The organism is Streptomyces sp. NPDC099050, from assembly GCF_044759865.1.
Taxonomy (GTDB): domain Bacteria; phylum Actinomycetota; class Actinomycetes; order Streptomycetales; family Streptomycetaceae; genus Streptomyces.
Genome location: NZ_JBIWAE010000005.1, coordinates 59,300 through 77,477, shown reverse-complemented (window position 1 = coordinate 77,477; position 18,178 = coordinate 59,300). Strand labels below are relative to the sequence as shown.

At 71.1% G+C, this 18,178-nt stretch carries 18 protein-coding genes; 7 read left to right on the top strand and 11 right to left on the bottom strand.

The annotated features are described in order from the left end of the window. Positions 1 to 44: 44 nt before the first annotated feature. The 4 genes from ACIQV3_RS10505 to ACIQV3_RS10490 all read right to left on the bottom strand — a co-directional run bounded on the left by ACIQV3_RS10505 (position 45) and on the right by ACIQV3_RS10490 (position 3,014). Positions 45 to 488 (bottom strand): ester cyclase, encoded by a 444-nt coding sequence (locus ACIQV3_RS10505; RefSeq protein WP_250738707.1) that lies wholly within the window; start codon positions 486 to 488, stop codon positions 45 to 47. Between the two features lie 114 nt (positions 489 to 602). Beyond that, positions 603 to 1,307, bottom strand: coding sequence for a 3-oxoacyl-ACP reductase FabG (gene fabG / locus ACIQV3_RS10500; RefSeq protein ID WP_403711778.1), 705 nt, complete (start codon positions 1,305 to 1,307; stop codon positions 603 to 605). A 43-nt stretch (positions 1,308 to 1,350) separates the two neighbouring features. Next, on the bottom strand, positions 1,351 to 2,028 hold the full coding sequence (locus ACIQV3_RS10495; RefSeq protein WP_403711776.1) for an HAD family hydrolase: 678 nt from the start codon (positions 2,026 to 2,028) through the stop codon (positions 1,351 to 1,353). Continuing rightward, entirely contained in the window at positions 2,025 to 3,014 is a 990-nt protein-coding gene (locus tag ACIQV3_RS10490) for an AfsA-related hotdog domain-containing protein (RefSeq protein ID WP_403711774.1), read from the bottom strand. The genes ACIQV3_RS10495 and ACIQV3_RS10490 overlap by 4 nt, the downstream gene beginning before the upstream one ends. Positions 3,015 to 3,229: 215 nt before the next feature. Here ACIQV3_RS10490 and ACIQV3_RS10485 point away from each other — a divergent pair, with 215 nt between their 5' ends. Next, entirely contained in the window at positions 3,230 to 3,931 is a 702-nt protein-coding gene (locus ACIQV3_RS10485; RefSeq protein ID WP_403711772.1) for a MerR family transcriptional regulator, read from the top strand. Here ACIQV3_RS10485 and ACIQV3_RS10480 read toward each other — a convergent pair. Continuing rightward, entirely contained in the window at positions 3,919 to 4,572 is a 654-nt protein-coding gene (locus ACIQV3_RS10480; protein ID WP_403711770.1) for a class I SAM-dependent methyltransferase, read from the bottom strand. The genes ACIQV3_RS10485 and ACIQV3_RS10480 overlap by 13 nt on opposite strands. 190 nt (positions 4,573 to 4,762) lie before the next feature. On the opposite strand from ACIQV3_RS10480, the gene ACIQV3_RS10475 reads away from it, so the two are divergent. The 4 genes from ACIQV3_RS10475 to ACIQV3_RS10460 all read left to right on the top strand — a co-directional run bounded on the left by ACIQV3_RS10475 (position 4,763) and on the right by ACIQV3_RS10460 (position 10,219). After that, positions 4,763 to 5,416, top strand: coding sequence for a DedA family protein (locus tag ACIQV3_RS10475; protein ID WP_403711768.1), 654 nt, complete (start codon positions 4,763 to 4,765; stop codon positions 5,414 to 5,416). Between the two features lie 122 nt (positions 5,417 to 5,538). After that, positions 5,539 to 7,770 carry an MMPL family transporter gene (locus ACIQV3_RS10470; protein ID WP_403711766.1) on the top strand — a complete coding sequence of 744 codons (2,232 nt, stop codon included), beginning with the start codon at positions 5,539 to 5,541 and terminating at the stop codon, positions 7,768 to 7,770. 407 nt (positions 7,771 to 8,177) lie between these two features. Further along, entirely contained in the window at positions 8,178 to 8,999 is an 822-nt protein-coding gene (locus tag ACIQV3_RS10465) for a hypothetical protein (protein WP_403711764.1), read from the top strand. Then, positions 8,996 to 10,219 (top strand): lactonase family protein, encoded by a 1,224-nt coding sequence (locus ACIQV3_RS10460; protein WP_403711762.1) that lies wholly within the window; start codon positions 8,996 to 8,998, stop codon positions 10,217 to 10,219. Before ACIQV3_RS10465 ends, ACIQV3_RS10460 begins: the two co-directional genes overlap by 4 nt. A gap of 86 nt (positions 10,220 to 10,305) precedes the next feature. Here the strand turns inward: ACIQV3_RS10460 and ACIQV3_RS10455 are convergent, their stop codons facing one another. The 6 genes from ACIQV3_RS10455 to ACIQV3_RS10430 all read right to left on the bottom strand — a co-directional run bounded on the left by ACIQV3_RS10455 (position 10,306) and on the right by ACIQV3_RS10430 (position 15,473). Then, complete coding sequence (locus tag ACIQV3_RS10455) at positions 10,306 to 10,971, bottom strand: 4'-phosphopantetheinyl transferase family protein (RefSeq protein WP_403711760.1); 666 nt, start codon at positions 10,969 to 10,971, stop codon at positions 10,306 to 10,308. Next, a complete protein-coding gene (locus tag ACIQV3_RS10450; protein WP_403711758.1) occupies positions 10,968 to 11,747 on the bottom strand; it encodes a BTAD domain-containing putative transcriptional regulator in 780 nt (259 codons plus the stop codon). Before ACIQV3_RS10450 ends, ACIQV3_RS10455 begins: the two co-directional genes overlap by 4 nt. A 108-nt stretch (positions 11,748 to 11,855) precedes the next feature. Continuing rightward, entirely contained in the window at positions 11,856 to 12,680 is an 825-nt protein-coding gene (locus ACIQV3_RS10445) for a UbiA family prenyltransferase (RefSeq protein WP_403711756.1), read from the bottom strand. A gap of 230 nt (positions 12,681 to 12,910) precedes the next feature. Beyond that, on the bottom strand, positions 12,911 to 13,609 hold the full coding sequence (locus ACIQV3_RS10440; protein ID WP_403711754.1) for a response regulator: 699 nt from the start codon (positions 13,607 to 13,609) through the stop codon (positions 12,911 to 12,913). Continuing rightward, complete coding sequence (locus ACIQV3_RS10435; protein ID WP_403711752.1) at positions 13,593 to 14,396, bottom strand: sensor histidine kinase; 804 nt, start codon at positions 14,394 to 14,396, stop codon at positions 13,593 to 13,595. The genes ACIQV3_RS10440 and ACIQV3_RS10435 overlap by 17 nt, the downstream gene beginning before the upstream one ends. Positions 14,397 to 14,861: 465 nt before the next feature. After that, on the bottom strand, positions 14,862 to 15,473 hold the full coding sequence (locus ACIQV3_RS10430) for a MerR family transcriptional regulator (RefSeq protein WP_403711750.1): 612 nt from the start codon (positions 15,471 to 15,473) through the stop codon (positions 14,862 to 14,864). Positions 15,474 to 15,872: 399 nt separating this feature from the next. Here ACIQV3_RS10430 and ACIQV3_RS10425 point away from each other — a divergent pair, with 399 nt between their 5' ends. Both ACIQV3_RS10425 and ACIQV3_RS10420 read left to right on the top strand, forming a co-directional pair. Further along, positions 15,873 to 17,510 (top strand): sensor histidine kinase, encoded by a 1,638-nt coding sequence (locus ACIQV3_RS10425; RefSeq protein WP_403712291.1) that lies wholly within the window; start codon positions 15,873 to 15,875, stop codon positions 17,508 to 17,510. A gap of 20 nt (positions 17,511 to 17,530) precedes the next feature. Next, the gene (locus tag ACIQV3_RS10420) at positions 17,531 to 18,178 is read left to right on the top strand and encodes a response regulator (protein ID WP_403712289.1); all 648 of its coding nucleotides are present in this window, start codon (positions 17,531 to 17,533) and stop codon (positions 18,176 to 18,178) included.

Sequence of the window (18,178 nt, the reverse complement as noted above, 5' to 3'; positions counted from 1 at the left end):
CCGTGGGGTGTTCGGCGACCTGAGTGGGGGAGCGGGGGAAGGGGTTACGCCTGCGTGCCCGTGGGCGGCAGCTTCAGTTCGACCGCGCCGATCTGGGCCAGCAGGAACAGGTCCTGGCGGCAGGCCCAGTGCTCGTGGACGAGGCCGTCGTCACCCACGCGGTAGATGTGGATGTGCTCGACGTCCACCTTGTTGCCGGTGCCCTCGAAGCCGAGGAAGTTGCCGGTGTGGATTCCGGTGAACCGCACCCGGATCACGGCCCTGTCGCCGTCGGCGAAGGAGTCGAGGTGGTCCCAGCCGGCCTCCGAGAACACGGAGTTCATCCAGCGGGCGGTGCCGAGGTAGCCGTCGGGGCCACCGGGGGTGCCGGGCGGGGCCTCGTAGTCGACGAAGTCGGGGGCGACCAGCGAGTGGGCGGCCTCCGCGTCCAGATCGTTGAAGATCCGGCCCATCTGGTGGGCGATCTCAAGGACCTTGTCGTTCGCCATGGGTTTCCTTTCCTGCGGATGGATGTGACGGGTGGATGCGGCACGTGGGGGGTGACGCGCGGGGGAGCGGCGGGGTGGGGAGCGGCGCGGTGGGGAGCGGCGGGGTGGGGAAGATCAGTGGCCGACGCCGAGGCCGCCGGTGACGGGGATGACCGCCGAGGTCACGTACGAGGCGTCGTCGCTCGCGAGGAACTTCACGACGCCGGCCACCTCTTCGGGCTCGCCCGCGCGGAACAGGGAGGTCTGGCTGAGCAGGTGCTCGCGGCGCGGGCCGGTGACGTCCTTGACCATGTCGGTCTCGATCAGGCCCGGAGTCACCACGTTGACGGTGACCTTGCGGCGCCCGACCTCCAGGGCGAGCGAGCGCCCGAACCCGATCAGGCCGGCCTTGGAAGCGGCGTAGTTGGTCTGGCCCGGGGCGCCGGCCAGGGCGCTCACCGACGCGACGAGGACGATCCGGCCCCAGCGGGCCTTGAGCATGTCCGGCAGGACCTCCTTGGTGACGGCCACCGCCGCGAGCAGGTTCGTCTCGATGACGGCGCGGAAGTCCTCGGCATGCATGCCGACGAACAGCTCGTCGCGGGTGATGCCGGCGTTGGAGACCAGCACCTGGATCGGCCCGTGCTGGATGCGGGCCTCCTCCACGGCGCGGCGCACGGACTCGGGGTCCGTCACGTCGCAGCGCACGCCGAAGAGCCCCTCGGGCGGCTCGCCGGTGCGGTAGGTGACGGTGACCTTGTCGCCCTGTTCGGCGAAGGCGCGGGCGGTGGCGAGGCCGATGCCTCTGTTCCCGCCGGTGACGAGCACGGAACGGCTCACGGTATGGGGCTCCTTATCGAAGGTCTGACGACAACGTGGGCGATTACGCGGCCGACGGCGCGGATGAGGGCGAGGACGCGGACGCCAGCAGGGCGCTCAGCTGCTCCGCCGCCGTGCTCGTGTCGGTGAAGTGGATCGCCGTCCAGCCGGCGGCCTCGGCTCCCGCGACGTTGTGCGCGAGATCGTCGATCAGGACGCAGTCGGCGGCGGGGACCCCGGCTCGCTCCGCGGCGAGCGCGAACATGGCGGGCGAGGGCTTGCGGTGGCCGACCTCGAAGGAGAGGAGGACGTCCTCGAAGAGCTCGTCCACGTCGACCATGCGGCGCCAGTGGGCGTCCCAGGTCGGGACCATGTTCGAGACCATCCCGACGAAGGCGCCGCCCTCGCGCGCCTTGCGCAGCTCGGCGACCCACGCGTGGTTGGTCTCGCGGCCGTCGAACCAGGTGTCGGCGAGGGTCGTCAGCTTGCGGCCGGTGATCCCGTGATCGGCCGCCAGCACGGCGGAGATCTCGTCGAGCCACTGCTCCTCGGTGATGAGAGGGGTGTCGATGGGCTCCATCGGGTCGACCGTGCCGTAGCGGGCGGTGACCTTTCCGAGGGCCTGCCCGAGCACCTGCTGGTCGAGGTTCTGCGCCGCGCAGAAGGCGGCCATCGTGTGGGAGATCGGAGGTGTCAGAACACCGCCGAAGTCGGTCCAGACGGCAAGGCGCCGCGTACTCACAGTTGGCTCCCGGATGCGGTGGTGACGGTGACGTGGGCGATCTGCACGCCGGCCTGGACGAAGCGCACCGGAACCGTGCCGGATGCACCACCGCCGGGGCGGGCCGCCTCGGCGAGGACGGTGTCGTCCAGTTCGGCGAACCGGTCGAACCGGGCCTCGAAGCCGACGGCGTACGTGGCCAGGGGTTCGCCGGTGGTGAGCAGGGCGAGCTGGCGGGCGGCCTCGACGAGGGTCATGGCCGGGAGGTGGTCGTAGACGTGGTCGAAGAGCGCGCGGTTGTCGAAACGGGGCGTCACCCGGGCCCTGACCGCCTCCGGCGCGTGCTCGGCGCCGGACAGCACGACGTTGAGGGGGTTGCCCCGGCCGACCTGTCCGGGCTGCTGCTGTCCGCTGCCGTCGTCCCCCGGTCCGTGGCGGCCGTAGTCCGAGGTCAGGGGCGCCGGGGTGCCGCGCTGGGCGTGCCGCAGCACCTCGTTCTCGTGCGGGTTGAGGAAGAGCACGTCCATCTCGTGGTCGCCGACCTCGACGTCGTCCATGAAGTACCGCTGGACGACCATGCCCTTGCGGACCCGGCCGCGCCGGTTCGCCTTGCCGGAGTACTCGGTGTCGATGCGCAGCCGTCCCGGCTTTGAGCCGATCTTCAGCGCCGCGAGGCCGTACAGGTCCATGCGGAAGCTGTCGACGATCATCGTGGTGCCCTGGGACAGGCCCATGTGGGCGTGCGTTCCGGCGATCGCGGCCTGCCGGCCCGACTCCAGGAGCAGCAGGGCGTCGTAGAGGGCCGGCTGCTGCACGTGGTCGCTGTAGTAGCCGTGCGTCAGGGGTAGTTGGACCGCGGTGCGTACGCGCATGGCGGTCAGGGGCCTGATGTCGGTGACGAAGACCTCGGAGACGGCGGCCCGGTGGACCAGGGAGCGGTCCACGGTGCGCCCGTAGGCGAGATCGCCGGGCTCCGGGGGAAGCTCCGGAACCACTTCTGTGGTCATACCTGATTCCTTCGGCTGGGTTCTTCGGCTGGGTTTCTTTGGCTTCCAAGACGTGAGTTTGGGTACGGATTGAGCCTGGCAGTCCGGCATGGAAGCGTGATCGTGCGCAAATTCAAGACCGATAAAAGCTGGGCAATTCGCGGACACGGTGGGCTCCGTCCGGGTTGTTGTGGCCGGGGGGTAAACGCGGAGGGGAAACGCAGTATCCTGGTCGAATGCGTATTGGAGAGCTGGCGCGGAGTACCGGAGTTTCGGTAGCGACGGTCAAGTACTACGCCCGTGAAGGGCTGTTGCCGTCCGGCGAGCGGACGAGCCCCAACCAGGTGAGCTACTCCGAGGCGCACGCGCACCGGCTCAGGCTGATCCGGGCGATGCTGGAGGTCGGCGGTCTGTCGATCGCTGCCGTCCGCGAGGTGCTCGCCGAGGTCGACTCGCCCCGCCGCACGGTCCACGGCATGCTCGGCGTCGCCCAGTCCGCGGTCACCCGCGCCGTGGCCGACCCGAATCCGGAGGGCGACTGGGCGGGTGCCGAACGCACCGTCGAGGAGCTGGTGCGGCGCCAGGGGTGGGCGGTCAAGCCCGAGAACCCCGGCTGGAAGGCGCTGGTCCAGATCGTCGTGACCTACCGCGACCTGGGCCGGGGCGACCTGCTGTCCCTGCTCGACGAGTACGCCTGCGTGGCCGGTCGCCTGGCCGGCGCCGAGCTGGCCGCCCTCGCCCGGGTGCCCAGTGTGGACGGCAAGGTCGAGGGCGTCGTCCTCGGCACCCTCCTCGGCGACGCGGCCATGTCGGCCCTGCGCCGCATCGCTCAGGAGGACGCGTCCCGACGCGTGTCCGCCCGGGTGGAGGACCAGGCGCCGGCGGAGGACCAGGCGCCGGCGGAGGACCAGGCGCCGGCGGAGGATCAGGCGCTGTAGGCGAGCGCGGGTGCGACCAGGGCCAGGTGGTGCACGTGGGCGGGCGGTACGTTCCACAGCACCGTCTCGGTGCGGAACCGGTGGCGCCGCAGGGTCCGTTCCAGTACCGCCTGGGTTCCCAGCGTGCGCTCGCGCGTCTCGCCCGAGGTGAGGGCCCGGCGCAGGGGCGGGACTCCGGCGTACGCGAAGAAGGACAGGGTGCCGCCCGGGTTCAGGGCGCCCAGCAGCTGCCCGAGGATGTCCTCCACGACCGGGGCCTCGAAGTTCGCGAAGGGCAGGCCGCACACGATCGTGTCGTACGAGCCGAGTTCGTGGTCCTGGACCAGGCCCGGCAGCAGGCCTATGCGCGAGTCGTCCCGGTAGGTGTGCCGCAGGAGGTCGGCGAACCGCGGGTTGGGCTCGATCAGTTCGAGGGTGTCGAGAGGACCCAGTGCCGGCTGGATGTGCCGGGTCACGGCGCCCGTGCCGGGGCCCACTTCGAGCACGGCGCGCGGCTTGCCCGGACTGGGGATCACATAGCGGGTGAGGGCCCGGGCCAGTAAGGGACTGCTGGGAGCGATGGCTCCCGTGTCCCGACGGGTCCGGGCGAACTCCCTGAGGAACAGCATCACGTCGGTCATGCGCCCGCCTAGGCTGGTCATAGGTGATAGTGAATCTATCGATAGCTTAGGTTACAGTTCTGGAGGCGCGTTCGTCCGCTGCCGAACCGACGCTAGTGACCCGCCGACCTGGGGTCATCACTCACCAATGACCCGGCACATGTCTCGAAAGAGGTAGTGCCGGCTGCCCCGGACCCTTCGTGGCCGGGGTCGAACGGATGGAGGGAAGGCCGTGGACATCAACTCGCTCGTGACCTGGGTCGACGTCACCTCCGGCTTGGCGGGGAACCTGTCGGGCGCGGCCTGCTGGGCGTACGCGATCCTGGCGCTCACGACCCTGCCGCCGCTGCTGCCGAACAACGTGCTGCTGGTCACCAGCGGTGTGCTCGCGGCGCGCGGAGAGATGTCGATCGTCCTGGTCGTGCTGTCGGTGGCAGGCAGCGCGCTCCTCGGTGACCTGCTGATACACCGCTGCGGCCGGCTCCTCGGGGACCGGGCGCGCCTGGGCGCCGTGGCGCGCGGGCGGCGCGGCGAGCTCTTCGAGTGGATGTCCGTGCAGGTGCGCCGGCGCGGCATTCCGTTCGTCGTCGGCGTGCGCTTCCTGCCGAGCGGGCGGTTGCTGGGCGGGCTCTCGGCGGGCGCCGCCGGGTACCCCCTCGGCAGGTTCGCCTCCGGGGCCGCGCTGGCGGAGCTGATATGGACCGCGTACTCCGTGGGGGTGGGCTATTTCGGCGGTGCGCTCAGCGACGACCCGGTGCACTCGGTCGCCATCGGTCTGGGGCTGTCGGTGGTGGTGGGAGTGGTCGCCTCGCTCGCGCAGCGGCGCACCACCCGGCTCGCCCTTCCCGCGCGGACCGCGGCCGGGAATGTGTCGAAAGAGGTATAGCGAACTATCCGAATGTGCATTCCGCGTGATTACCGGCTCTGAAAGAGTCGTGAATCGAACCTGCGCGGGGTCGACGTATTCAGCAAGCCTCAGCAAAAGCGATACCAGCCAGGGAGAGAAAATTGTTTGCCGCCATCGGAGCATTCACCGCGCGGCGTCGCAAATGGGTCGTGATCGCGGCGGTCGTCTTCACGCTGTTCGCAGGCGTGTGGGGGACCGGCGTCTTCGGCTCGTTCACCGGCGGTGCCGGATTCGACGATCCGGCCAGTGAGTCGGTCGAGGCCGACAAGGTTCTCGAAGGCCCCCTGGGGCGCGAGTCCAACGACGTGATCGTCCTCTACGAGTCGAAGGTCGCCGGCCGGAGCGCCGAGGAGTTCGGCGGCGCCGTCCGGTCGGCGCTCGACGACGTCCCGCGCGAGGGCATCGCACGCCTGAGCTCCTACTGGGACCCCGGCGCCCAGGGCGCGGACGCCTACGTATCGCGGGACGGCACCCGCATGTACGCGACCGTGCAGTTCGCCGACGACAACGACCAGCACCAGGTCGAGACGCTGACGAAGATCAAGGAGGAGTTCGAGGCCGAGGGGGTCACCGCCCGCTTCGGCGGCGTGGCCGCCATGACGGAACAGGTCAATGCCCTGACCGGCTCGGACATCGCCCGGGCCGAGATGCTCTCGATCCCGATCCTGCTCGTCCTGCTGGTGCTGATCTTCCGCAGTGCGGTCGCCGCGCTGCTGCCCCTCGCCGTCGGCACCTTCGTGGCACTCGGATCCTTCGTGGTGCTGCGCGTGCTGACGATGTTCACCGAGATCTCCAGCACCGTCATCAACGTCATCACCATCCTGGGCCTCGGCCTGGCCATCGACTACGCCCTCTTCCTGGTCAACCGGTTCCGCGAGGAGCTGCACGCCGGTGCGGACGTGGACACCGCGGTCCGGCGTGCGACGGCCACGGCCGGGCGCACGGTCGCCTTCTCCGGGCTCGCCGTGGCCATCTCCTTCGCGGGCCTGGCCCTCTTCCCGTCGCGGTTCCTGTCCTCCATGGGGTACGCGGCCGTCGCCGTGGTCTCCTTCGCGGTCGTCGGCTCGCTGACGCTGCTCCCGGCCCTGCTGCGCTACACGGGACACCGCATCGACAAGTGGCGGATCCCGCTGCCGGGCGGCCGGCGCGGCGCGGCGAAGCCGCTGACGCAGGGGCGCTGGTACCGCACCGCGCACGCGGTCATGCGCAATCCGCTGCTGTCCTCGCTGGCGATCGTCGCCGTCCTGGTCGGCCTCGGTGCGCCGCTGCTCGGCGTCAACTGGGCCCGGCCGGGCGAGTGGGTCCTGCCGTCGAGCGGGGACGCGAAGGTCGTCAGCAAGACCCTGGCCGCCGACTTCGACACCAACCCCGGCCGGACCATGACCTCGGTCGTCCGCTTCGACGGCCCGGCCGACCGCAGCGCCGTGGAGGCGTACGCGGACCGGCTGGAGGGGATTGCGGGCGTGACGTCCGCGACGCCCACGGCCTTCGCGGGCAACGACGCGCGGGTGACGGTGCGGTACGCGCCCGACCCGATGTCCCGCCCGGCCGTGGACCTGGTGCACGGGATCCGGGACACCGCGGCGCCGGAGGGCGCGAAGACGCTGGTGACCGGAATGCCGGCCTCTCGCGTGGACATCGTCGACATGATCGGCGGACGTCTTCCGTGGATGGCCCTGTTCGTGGCCGTCGTGTCCTTCCTGGTGCTCTTCCTGGCCTTCGGCTCGCTGCTGCTCCCCCTGAAGTCCGTGATCCTGAACCTGCTGTCGCTCCTGGCCACCTTCGGCGCCATCAAGTGGATCTTCCAGGACGGGCACCTCTCCGGGCTGCTCGGCTTCGAACCCATCGGTGCCGTGGACGCCAACTTCCCCGTGCTCATCGTGGCGATCGCCTTCGGTCTGGCCATGGACTACGAGGTCTTCCTGCTCTCCCGCGTGCGCGAGGAGTGGGAGGCCAGTGGTGACCCGGTCGAGTCGATGGCCATCGGGCTCCAGCGCACCGCGAAGATCATCACCAGTGCCGCGCTGCTGCTCGTCGTCGTGGTCGGCGGGTTCACGACCTCGTCCATCCTGTTCATGAAGATGATCGGGGTCGGCCTGGTCATCGCGGTGGTCATCGACGCGACCGTGGTCCGGGGCCTGCTCGTGCCCGCCACCATGGCCCTGATGGGCAAGTGGGCGTGGTGGGCACCGGCGCCGCTGGCCCGCTGGTGGTCCCGCTACGGCTTCCGGGAGTCCGCGGCCGGGGAGCGTACGGGCCCTGCGCCGCAGGCCGCTGCCCGCGCCGCCGACCCCGCAGCCGACCCCGTCCATGCCGCCGAGGCCGGGCGATGACCACGGCCCGGCCCGCCGGAGCGTCCGCATCCGGGCGCCCCGCGACCGCGAAGGGTTCCGGGGAGCCGGAGGCGGACATAGCCGTCGCCGCCCCCGGCCCGACGCCACGAACCGCCTCGGAGGGTACGGTCCCCCGACTTCCCTCCGAGGCTGCCCACGGGGCCGCGACCGGGCCGGCTTCCACCGGCCCGGCGATCCCGCAGGCAGCGCCGCGCTCCGTCTCCGGACCTCCCCCGTTCCGGGCCCGGGGCGTGGCGCTCGTCCTGAGAGGGGGCGGCGAGGCCGGGGGTGGGGCCGGCCGGGGGGAGCGTGTCCGGGGTCAGGCCGGCCGGGGGGAGCATGTCCGGGGTCAGGCCGGCCGGGGGGAGCGTGTCCTGGCGGAGGCCGATGAGGCGGAGGCCGACCGGATGCTGCGGGCCCGGGCGGAGGCCGATGAGGCGGAGGCCGACCGGATGCTGCGGGCCCGGGCGGAGGCCGACCGGGCCGGCACCGACCGCGTGCAGCACGCCGGCGCCGTCGCCGCCTGTGTCACCGCCGTCCTGGCGGCCCTGTTCGGAGACTGGGGGGGCTGGTCGGCGCCCCTGGGCGACGGCCTGCCCGGGTTTCCGCTGCCCTGGGGGGTGACCGCGGGTCCGCCCGTGCTCCTGGTCTCACTGGCCGGCGTCTTCGTCGGCTGGGCCGGCGCCCCCTCCTTCGCACGGACCTGGGCGCACACCGCGGCCGGACTCGCCGCCGCCACCGGCCTCCTCGCACTGCTGCGGGGCGGCTGGGGGGCGGACGGCGCCTGGGCCGCGCTCTCGGAGGCCGCGCACGCGGGGCTCTTCGGCGTGCTGACCGGGTGGGTACCCGCCCTGGCCGCCTTCGCCATCACCCGGCGGCGTGCCCGCCGGCGCACCGGACTGGCGCCCTACGTGTGGACCACCGGACTCGCCGCCGTGGCCCCGCTGGTCTTCCTGGGGCTCGGGGTCCTGTGGTCCTCGTCGGCCCCGCCCGACGGGTGCTCGGCGGCCGAATGCATCACGGGCCGCGCCGGACTCCTGTTCACCGGCGAGGTCAGCCTGCGCATCGCACTTCCCGCCTGGGCGGCGTCGGTCGCGGTGCTCGCCCTGACCCGCCGCCGGGCCCGGATCAGGAACCTGCGCACCGGGTGGCAGGTCCTGCTGGCCTTGGCCGGCGGAGGGCTCGCCGTCCTCCTCGCACCCGGGCTGATCTTCGGAGCCGAACGGTGAACCGCCCCAGCAGACTTGGTGAACGGGCTCCGGCCCCTTCCTCGTACGACCGTCGCGGATTCCTCGCGCTCGCCGGGGCGGGTGCCCTCGCGGGGATCGGTTGGACCGGCATGTCCACCGCCGCGGGCGAAGCACCCCGCCCGGATGCCCGCCACGCCTACATCGGCGGCTTCACGATCGGCGAGTACGGACTGCCGGGCCTTCCCGGCATCGGGATCGCCGCCGTCGGCGCCGACGGCCGGCTCGACGTAAGGAGGTGGCAGCGGGGCATCGAGAACCCCTCGTTCCTCACGCTCTCGCCCGACGGGGCCCGCCTCTACGCCGTCAGCCAGCTCCCGGACGGAGCCACCGGAGCCGTCCACGCCTACCGGATCGACGGGGACCGGCTCCACCTGCTCGGGAGCCCGCGCTCCAGCGCGGGCGCGGCGCCGGTGCACCTCGCGGTCCATCCCGAAGGCCGCTTCCTGCTCACGGCCAACTACGACTCGGGGCACATCGCCGTCCTGCCCGTCGCGGCCGACGGATCGCTGGGCGAGGCCGTGACCGTCGTACGCCACGACGGCCGCGGCCCGCACCCCGAGGAGCAGCGCGGCCCGCATCCGCACATGATCGCCTTCGATCCCGCGGGCCGCCGGGTGCTGGTTCCCGACAAGGGCGACGACCACGTCCACGTCTACGACTTCGACTCCGCCACCGGCGGGCTGCGCCCGGCCGGCAGGGTCCGGCTCGGCAGTGGCATCGGCCCGCGGCACCTGGTCTTCCACCCGCGGGGAGACCTGGCCTACGTGACCAACGAACTCGGGCACACCGTCACCGTGCTGTCCTACGACGCCGGCACCGGAGAGCTCCGCCCGGTCTCCCACGCGTCCGTCGCGCCGCCCGGCATCGACCCCCGCAACGCCCCCTCCGCCGTGCACCTCACGCGCGACGGCGGGCTCCTGATCACGGCCGACCGGGGGCTCGACACCGTCGAGTCCTTCCGGGTGGGTAACGCGGGCCGGAGCCTCGCGCTCATCGAATCCCAGCCCGTCAGCGCCAAGGCGCCGGGCACCTGCTGGCCGCGGGACGTGGCCCTCGACGCCTCCGACCGCTACGTGTACACGGCAAACCAGGCCGGGCAGTCGGTCAGCGCCTTCCGCCTGGACCCGGCCACCGGCCGGCTCACCCCGGCCGCGCCGCCGCTCGCCGTGCCCAGCCCCAGCTGCGTCCTGCTGCGGTAGCGGGGCGGGCGCGCAGAGAAGGAGGGCGGCCCCCGGAACTTCCCGGGCGCCGCCCTCCTTCTGTGCCCTTCCGGCCCTGACGGCCGTCAGGGCCGCCACTGCGCGACGGTGACCGTCGCGTCCGCGTTCGCGGACGCCAGCGAAGCGGCGTACCCCTCGGGGGAGCGGATGCTGCGTACGTACCAGTCCCGGGCCGAGCCCGGTACGAGCGCGGCGCGCCACGGCCCGAAGGCGTGGCCGGTGTAGCGGGGCGGGTCGGCCTCCAGGCCGGTGCCCGCGGCCTTCACGAGCGCCTCGGCCCGCGTCCACTGCTCGAAGCCGTGGGTCGTGCGCACGCCCTGGACGCACGGGATGCGGCTCCAGTCCATGTGCGGCCGCACCCGCTCGATGTCCACTCCGACCGGGACGTCCGGGCTGTCACCGATCGCGACGACGGCGTACGCCGCCGAATGGGACAGGCTCACCGACAGGGTGGTCCCGTTCGGCGCGTGGGGCACCGGCCGGCCGTGCTCCCGGCTCTCGCAGCGGGTGCAGGACCGGCGGAAGACCACCTCGGCCGGGTGGATGCCGAGTTCCCGCCCGAGCAGGCTCCGGTAGACGTGGTGGATGGCCAGGTAGCGCCGCCGGTCGGTCGTGCGGCCGAAGCGGGCCAGCCGGTGCCGCTCCCGGGAGTCCATCACCGCGTACGCCTCTTCGTACGGGGCCCAGGCCGCCGCGTCAGCGGTCGGGACGGTCCAGATCCGGATTCTCACGCGGCGGCTCCACCCGAGAGGATGTGGTGCTGGAGCCGGCGCAGGTCGTCGGAGGGCTCCAGCCCCAGCTCCTCGGCCAGTACGTTCCGTACGTGGTGGAAGGCGCGCAGGGCGTCGCCCCGCCGCCCGCTCCGGTACAGGGCGTCGATGAGGCGGGCGTGCAGCCATTCGTTCAGCGGGTCCACCGTGACCAAGCGGAGCAGCTCCGGGACGACCTCGCCGTGGCGCCCCAGGACCATGATGACTTCGATCCACAACTGCTGGGCCCGCGAGCGCAGTTCCTCGATGCGGGCGCCGTGTCCCGTCAGCACGCGGCCCCGGCTCACATCGGCCAGCGCGCGGCCCCGCCAGAGGCCGAGCGCGGTGTCCAGCCGTTCCAGCGCGGCTTCGGCGTTGCCGGCGCGCAGGTCGGTGCGGGCCTGACCGTACAGCTGGGTGAACTGCTCCAGGTCCAGCCGGCCGGGGGCCAGGCACAGCGAGTACCCGGTGCCCTCGGTGGTGATGACGCGGCGGACGTCGTCGGTGTCGCCCAGTTCCCGTCCCAGCTCCTGGCGCAGGTGGTAGACGTGCGTACGGACCGTGCTGACCGCGGTGGGCGGGGGCGATCCGTCCCACAGCTCCTCCACGAGCGTGTCCACCTCGACGATGTCCCCCGCGCGGACGGCCAGCAGGGCGAGCAGCTTGCGAACCTTTGGGCCGCGCGGGCGGTGCGCCGAGGCGCCGTTGACCGCCTCCAGCGGGCCGAGGATGCGGATGCCGAACCCGTCGTGGCGCATCGCGGTGTCGGTGTCGGCGCCGGCCGTGGCAGCGGGTCGCGCGTCCGGGCGGCCGGATGCCCAGGGATGTATCTGACTGTGCCTCACTGTGGTTCCCCCGTTTGTCGTTCAGCCGATGGGCTGGGCGAAAGCGACGAGATGCGCCGCGTACTGCGTGACCATGAACATCCGGTAGGGCAGCCTGCGCCGGGAGCGCGAGTCCTGCGACCGCCCCGTGAGCGCCGTGGCCGCCAGCGCCAGTGCCCCGCCCAGCAGGACCAAGGAGGGCACCAGCAGCCGGGGCGCGTCCAGGACGAGGGCGGACACCAGCAGACCCGCCCCCACCGTCACGGCGCTCAGCGAGACGACGGCGGCCGTCCTCGTGTACCCCCATAGGACCGTCCAGTTGCGGCGCCCGTGCCGGGCGTCGCCGGCGGCGTCGGAGAAGTCCTTCGTGACGGCCCCGACCAGCCCCATCCACAGGCACATCGCGGTGCAGAACGCGATCAGCGACGGTGAGACGGGGCTCCCGGAACACACGATGCCGGCGGTGTAGGTGAGGGCGCCGCTGCCGATCACGGTGGCCATGGTGCCGGGGGTGCTGGTCTTGAGGGCGATGCCGGGAGAGGAGTAGACGAAGCCGAGGAGGAGCATGCACGCGGTCGCCGTGAGCATCGCCGGGCCGATCCACGCACCGCCGGCCAGCGCCACGGCGCCCATTACGTGTGCGGTACGACGGGCGTCGGCGGGTGACAGCGCGCCGCGTCCGATGGGGCGGGTGGAGCCGTTGGCCCGGTCCTCGTCGACGTCCGTCACCCCGTTGTAGAGGTAGACGGACGTCGCGGCCAGCAGCCAGACGCCGGCCCCGCCGAACAGGGCGGGGGGCAGCGTCAGATAGGACGTGGCGCCGGCCGTGGCAGCCAGCAGGAAGCGCATCAGGAAAATTGCCTGCACCGCTGCCCGGGATTCCTGGAAGCAGAGCAGCAGGACCCGGACCCATTTGATGGGCGCGGCCGACGGCGATAACGATTTTGTGGAACGCTCAATTCCATCGGAAATTATGGGCGTCTTTATCGGCATGGCTTGAATATATTTGGATGGTCCAACCCGGGGCAGACCCGCTGGGGGTAACCCCGATACTCTCAAAGAGGTATTCGGGAGGGCCTGTTGTGCAGTTTTTGGTCCTATCCTCTTCCGATGCCCGGCCGGTCTTCCGGCCCCGGCCTTCTGATGAGCCGCGCATCAATTGCCTTGTTCGCCGCGTCGATGCGTGATATCGCGCCGAGTTTCTCGAATATGTTGCGCAAGTGCCGTTTCACGGTGCCCTCGGTGATGCGCAACCGGACGGCGATCTGCCGGTTGCTCAGGGCGGCGGCGACGAACGTGAGCACCTCCCGCTCCCGCGGCGAGAGGGTCTGGTGCGAGGTGCTGAATCCGACGGTGGGAACGCCGCTGCTCGGCAGGGCGATCGTCACGTGCGGATCGCGCGTGGCGGTGTTCCGCAGCGCGGCGAGCAGCGATTCGCGCGGGACGCTCTTGTGCAGATAACCGCGGGCTCCGTGGGCCAGCAGTTCCTGTACCAGCTGAGCGTCGCTGTGCATGGTCAGGATCAGTACGTGCACCTGGGGAAAACGGGTGGTCAGGGCGCGTACCACGGTGGGCGCGTGGTGACCCGGCATTTCCACGTCGAGGAGGACCACGTGCGGTCTGGTGCGTTCCACCAGCTCGGCCAGTCCCTCGGAGGTGTCCGTATCGGCGACGACGGTGAGGTCGTCCTCCGATTCGATCAGCTCGCACAGGGCGCGGCGGAGCAGTGAGTGATCGTCGACGGCGATGATGCGGAGCGGTTCGGCGGCCGGGCGCGGCTCAAGTGGCGTGTGCATGGTTCTCCGTGTCGAAGGGGATGGACAGCGCGATCGCAGTCCCTTGCCCCGGAGAGCTGTCGATGGTGAGCCGGCCGCCCAGCAGTTTGGTGCGCTCGGTCAGGGAGGACAGGCCGTTTCCCCGGCGGTGGGCGTGCGGGTCGAAGCCCTTGCCGTCGTCCCGTACCGATGCGTCGACCCGGCCCTCCTCGACGCGGACCTCCATGTCGATCCGTGAGGAACGGGAGTGGGTGAAGGCGTTGCGCAGGCATTCGCGGAGCATCAGGTAGAGGTCTTCGGTGAGTTCGTCCGGCAGGAGGTCGTCCGGATCGGTCACGTGGATGTCGACCCGCAGGTCGTCCATGGCCATGGCGGAGACGAAGGCCGAGAGCGAGACGTAGAGGGACTGGGTGGATTCCGCCCGGGTCCGCAGGTCCGTCACGATGTCCCGAGTGGTGTACAGCGTCTCCAGGATGGCCTGCTTCAGGGCCTCGAGCCTGGGGTCCGTTCCCGACGGGTGCCGGGTGAGTTCGTAGAGCTCCAGCTGGCGCAGGGCGAGGCTGGCGGAGCTGCCGATGCGGTCGTGGATCTCGCGGGCCATGCCGTCACGGCCGTGCCGGGTGGCATCGCGTACGACGTCGAGGAGGAAGAGGTCGTGCCCGGTGGAGCCGGCTTCGAGCCGCTGGGTGATCGATGACTGCAGCACGGGCAGGATCTTCATCAGGCAACGCTGGTCCTCGGGCTGAGCCGAGGCGATCCGGATGAGGTGGCTCGTGGCGACCTGGAAGAGCAGGGCCCCGGCGCGCACCGAATGGATGGGTGCGATTCCCTGCGAGATGCGGGCGCCGCTGAGCCTTCGGGTTTTCGCGATGAGATGGGTGTCGAGTGGTTCCTCGGCCCCGTCTTTCAATGCTCGGAGGCATTCGTCGAGAATGTGCTGGGCTTGCTCTCTGCAGGTGGCCCATGCTTCCGGGTTCGAGCCTAGTGGATTGTGATGCTCGACCAGAGTGTTTCGATAATCTTCGAGAAGTTCCGGCTGCTGGTCCTGGAATTTCTTTGCTAATCCCACCTCTTCTCTTGTGTTTTTTGGTGTATAGATCCCGTGTCTGTCTGGGTTGTACCGCAAGATCCCCCGCCCTTGCTGTAGCCCGAAGTCGCCTATCCCCTTACGGTCGTTCTGTTCGGAAGGAGTGGGCTCCAGTGATCACCAAACAGGATGCACGTCAACCGTAGGGGCGTCAACCTTAAGGTACTTACTGGGCGGTAGTTGCCGTTACGGGCAATCTGACGTTTCTTGGGAGGAAGCGTGCTCGTGGATAAGGCGGCGTAGTGCGGAAAATGCGACGTCCCCGAGAACCGTTCCCGTCACCATGCGGGCGGCCGCACTCTCCGGGTCAGGCTGTTCGTGCAGGAGGCGCACCTCGGCGGCCACAACCGGTTCCAAGGCGTCCGCATAAGTGTCCAGGAGGCGCAGCAGGTCGTCGTGTCCGAGCCACTCCACCGCGACGAGAGTCTGCGTCAAGGTGTGCCACGCCGGATTCTCCGGGCTCACCCGCCAGTTCCGTGCCAGGGCCAGTGCCTGAACCCGCTCCTGGGCCCGGTCCCAATTCTGGTCCTGCGCCTCTGAACCGGGCGCCGGCAGGGCGTATTGGATGGTGCCGCACAGTTCACCGATCGGCGGCGGCGACATGTCTATCCTCCGCACGACGCGGCGGGCGGAGGAATACGAAAGACCGCCGACGTCCAGCAGGGTTCTGACCAATACGGCTCTGCGGACATGGGACTCGTCGTACGCGGGAAGAGCGGGGAGCAGTCCCATGCGTACGTAAAGCTGAAGGACACGGAGGGGTATGCGGATCTCGGCGCTCAGTTCCGGTAGCTGCACGCCTCTTCCACCCGCCGATCTTCTCTGCCGCCGGTTTCCCTGCGTGATCCATTCCGTTCGGTCATGGCAGGACCTTAGGTAGGAGAGACGGGGCTCACAAGGCGGAGCGGCCCGACGGCGGCGGTGCTGCCTCGAAAGTTGTAGGGGAGTGCCCTTCTTCGGAGGCAGGTCGCCTGTAGCGGACAAGCCGGAAGCCTTCCTCCGGAGGCACGCAACGGCCGCACCCGGTTCGTACCACCCCCGGTCAGGGCTGTGCCGGAAGACTTTCGTCGCGCGGAGCGCGACGAAAGAGGGCAGCCCGGTGGCCGGGTGGTGTCTAGGGTCGGGCGGGTGGATGTGACGGCGAGGGTGCGTGCGGGATGGTACTGGGTGAAGGGGCCCGAGCCCTGGACCCGGCGGATGCTGGCGGGGGACCTGGCGCTGGCCGGGGTGCTGGTGCTGATCGGGCTGGGGGTCGAGGATCTCGACAACGGCTCCGGGGCGCGGATGCTGGCCAGTTCCGTGGTCGTTGTGGTGCTGATCCTGCTGCGGCGGCGGCTGCCGGTGTCCACGCTCGTGGTCGGCTCCGCGGTGGGCGTCTACCTGCCCGGGGCCTTCCTCGTGGCGATCCCGCTCGGCTGGTCGGCGGGGCGGCGCATCGTCGGCGTCGGACGGGCGCTCGGTGCCTTCACCGCGGCCTTCGCCCTGGCCATCGGCCTCAGCGTGCTCAAGGAGTTCGTGCAGGGCCGCGCGGTGCTGATCGTCGTCTTCAGCGCGCTGATGTTCCTGGCCACGGTGGTCATGCCCGGTCTGGCCAGCCGCTACTGGTCCCAGCGCCATACGCTGTTGCGCGCCCTTCAGGAGCGCAACGCCCAGCTGCTGCGCGAGCGGGCGATGGTCGCGGGCCAGGCCCGGTTGCGCGAACGCCAGCGCATCGCCCAGGACATGCACGACAGCCTCGGCCACCAGCTCGCGCTGATCTCGGTGCACACCGGCGCCCTGGAGGTCGATCCGGTCCTGACCGACCGGCAGCGCGAGGCGGTGGGCGTTCTGCGCCAGGCCTCGGTCGCCGCCATGCACGAGCTGCGCGAGGTCGTCGGCATCCTGCGGGACGGGGTGGAGGCGCCGCTGCCGGTGGAGGAGGCGCAGCCCGCCGCGCGCGGGGTGGCGGGCATCGCCGGGATCGTGGAGTCGGCCCGGAGCGCGGGGACGGACGTACGGCTCACCACCGCCGGGCAGCCCAGGCCGCTGGTCGCGGCGTGCGACCACGCGGCGTACCGGATCGCGCAGGAGGCGCTGACCAACGCCTACAAGCACGCGCCGGGCGCGCCCATCACGGTGGAACTGCGCTACGAGGACGACTCCTTGGTGGTGGAGATCGCCAACGGCCCGGCGGCCGGTCCGGGCGCCGGCGAGGTGGTGTCCGGCGGGCAGGGGCTGACCGGGCTGCGCGAACGGGCCCGGCTGGTCGGCGGCATGGTCTACGCGGGGGTCGTGGACGGCGGCGGGTTCCGGGTGGCCGGGGTGCTCCCGTACGGGACCGAGCCGGCCGGCGCCGAGGAGGCCGGGGCGGGCGGGGTCGCCGATGACTTCGGACAGCAGTTGCAGGCCAGGACCCTGGGCTCGGGCGCCGGCGTGGGCGGCGGGCCGGTGGACTGGGACGCGATCGACCGGAAGCTGCTGAGCGGGAGCGGCCGCACCGGGGGCGTGACGCTGGGCTGCGGGATCGCGGTCGCGGCCTGCGTGGTGCTGCTGATCGTGATCGGGGCCGCGGTGGCGCTGCTGGTGGGCTCGGTGGGCGATGCGATGCTCGCCAAGTCCGAGTACGACGCCATCCACGTGGGCGACCCGGAGGAAGCGGTACGTTCGCAGCTGCCCAGCGGGGACAGCATCCTGACCGAAGGGCTCGACCGGAAGGGGCCGCCGCGTCCGCAGGGCGCGGCCTGTCTGGTCTTTCTGGCGGACGACGACACCGACCTGGGCAGCGACAGCGTTTTCCGGTTCTGCTTCAAGGACGGCAAGCTCGTCGACAAGCAGGCCTACCAGGCCAAGCAGTAGGAGCAGGGGTGACAGCCGAGGTGATCCGCGTGGTGATCGCTGATGACGAACCGCTGATCCGGGCCGGGATCAGGATGATCCTGACCTCGGCGGCGGACATCGAGGTCGTCGCCGAGGCGGCGAACGGCCGGGAGGCGGTGGAACTGGCGCGGGCCCACGGCCCGGACGTGGTGCTGCTGGACATCCAGATGCCGGTGATGGACGGGCTGACGGCACTGGCCGAGCTCGGGCGGGCGGCCCCCGAGGTGCGGGCGCTGATCCTGACCACCTTCGGGGAGAAGGAGAACGTGCTGCGGGCGCTGAGCGGCGGCGGCGCGGGGTTCCTGCTGAAGGACTCGGCGCCCGGCGAACTCATCGGCGCCGTAAGGGCGGCCGCGGCGGGGGACGCGTACCTGTCCCCGGCGGCGACCCGGCACGTGGTGGACCAGATCGCCTCCGGCCGGACGGCCGGCCGCGAGGAGGAGGCGCGGCGCCGGGTGGCCGAACTGAGCGAGCGCGAGCGCGGGGTGCTGGCGCTGCTCGGGGAGGGGCTGTCGAACGCGGACGCGGGGCGCAGGCTGCACATGAGCGAAGCCACGGTGAAGACGTATGTCAGCCGGATCCTGGCGAAACTGGAATGCGAGAACCGCGTACAGGCGGCCCTGCTGGCCAGGGACGCCGGGCTGTAG

Coding starts and splice junctions, on each gene's coding strand:
- ACIQV3_RS10440 (WP_403711754.1), bottom strand. CDS start 13,609: ATGCACACGCCACTTGAGCCGCGCCCGGCCGCCGAACCGCTCCGCATC.
- ACIQV3_RS10490 (WP_403711774.1), bottom strand. CDS start 3,014: ATGACCACAGAAGTGGTTCCGGAGCTTCCCCCGGAGCCCGGCGATCTC.
- ACIQV3_RS10465 (WP_403711764.1), top strand. CDS start 8,178: ATGCTGCGGGCCCGGGCGGAGGCCGATGAGGCGGAGGCCGACCGGATG.
- ACIQV3_RS10485 (WP_403711772.1), top strand. CDS start 3,230: ATGCGTATTGGAGAGCTGGCGCGGAGTACCGGAGTTTCGGTAGCGACG.
- ACIQV3_RS10450 (WP_403711758.1), bottom strand. CDS start 11,747: ATGCGCCACGACGGGTTCGGCATCCGCATCCTCGGCCCGCTGGAGGCG.
- ACIQV3_RS10480 (WP_403711770.1), bottom strand. CDS start 4,572: ATGACCAGCCTAGGCGGGCGCATGACCGACGTGATGCTGTTCCTCAGG.
- ACIQV3_RS10505 (WP_250738707.1), bottom strand. CDS start 488: ATGGCGAACGACAAGGTCCTTGAGATCGCCCACCAGATGGGCCGGATC.
- ACIQV3_RS10425 (WP_403712291.1), top strand. CDS start 15,873: ATGCTGGCGGGGGACCTGGCGCTGGCCGGGGTGCTGGTGCTGATCGGG.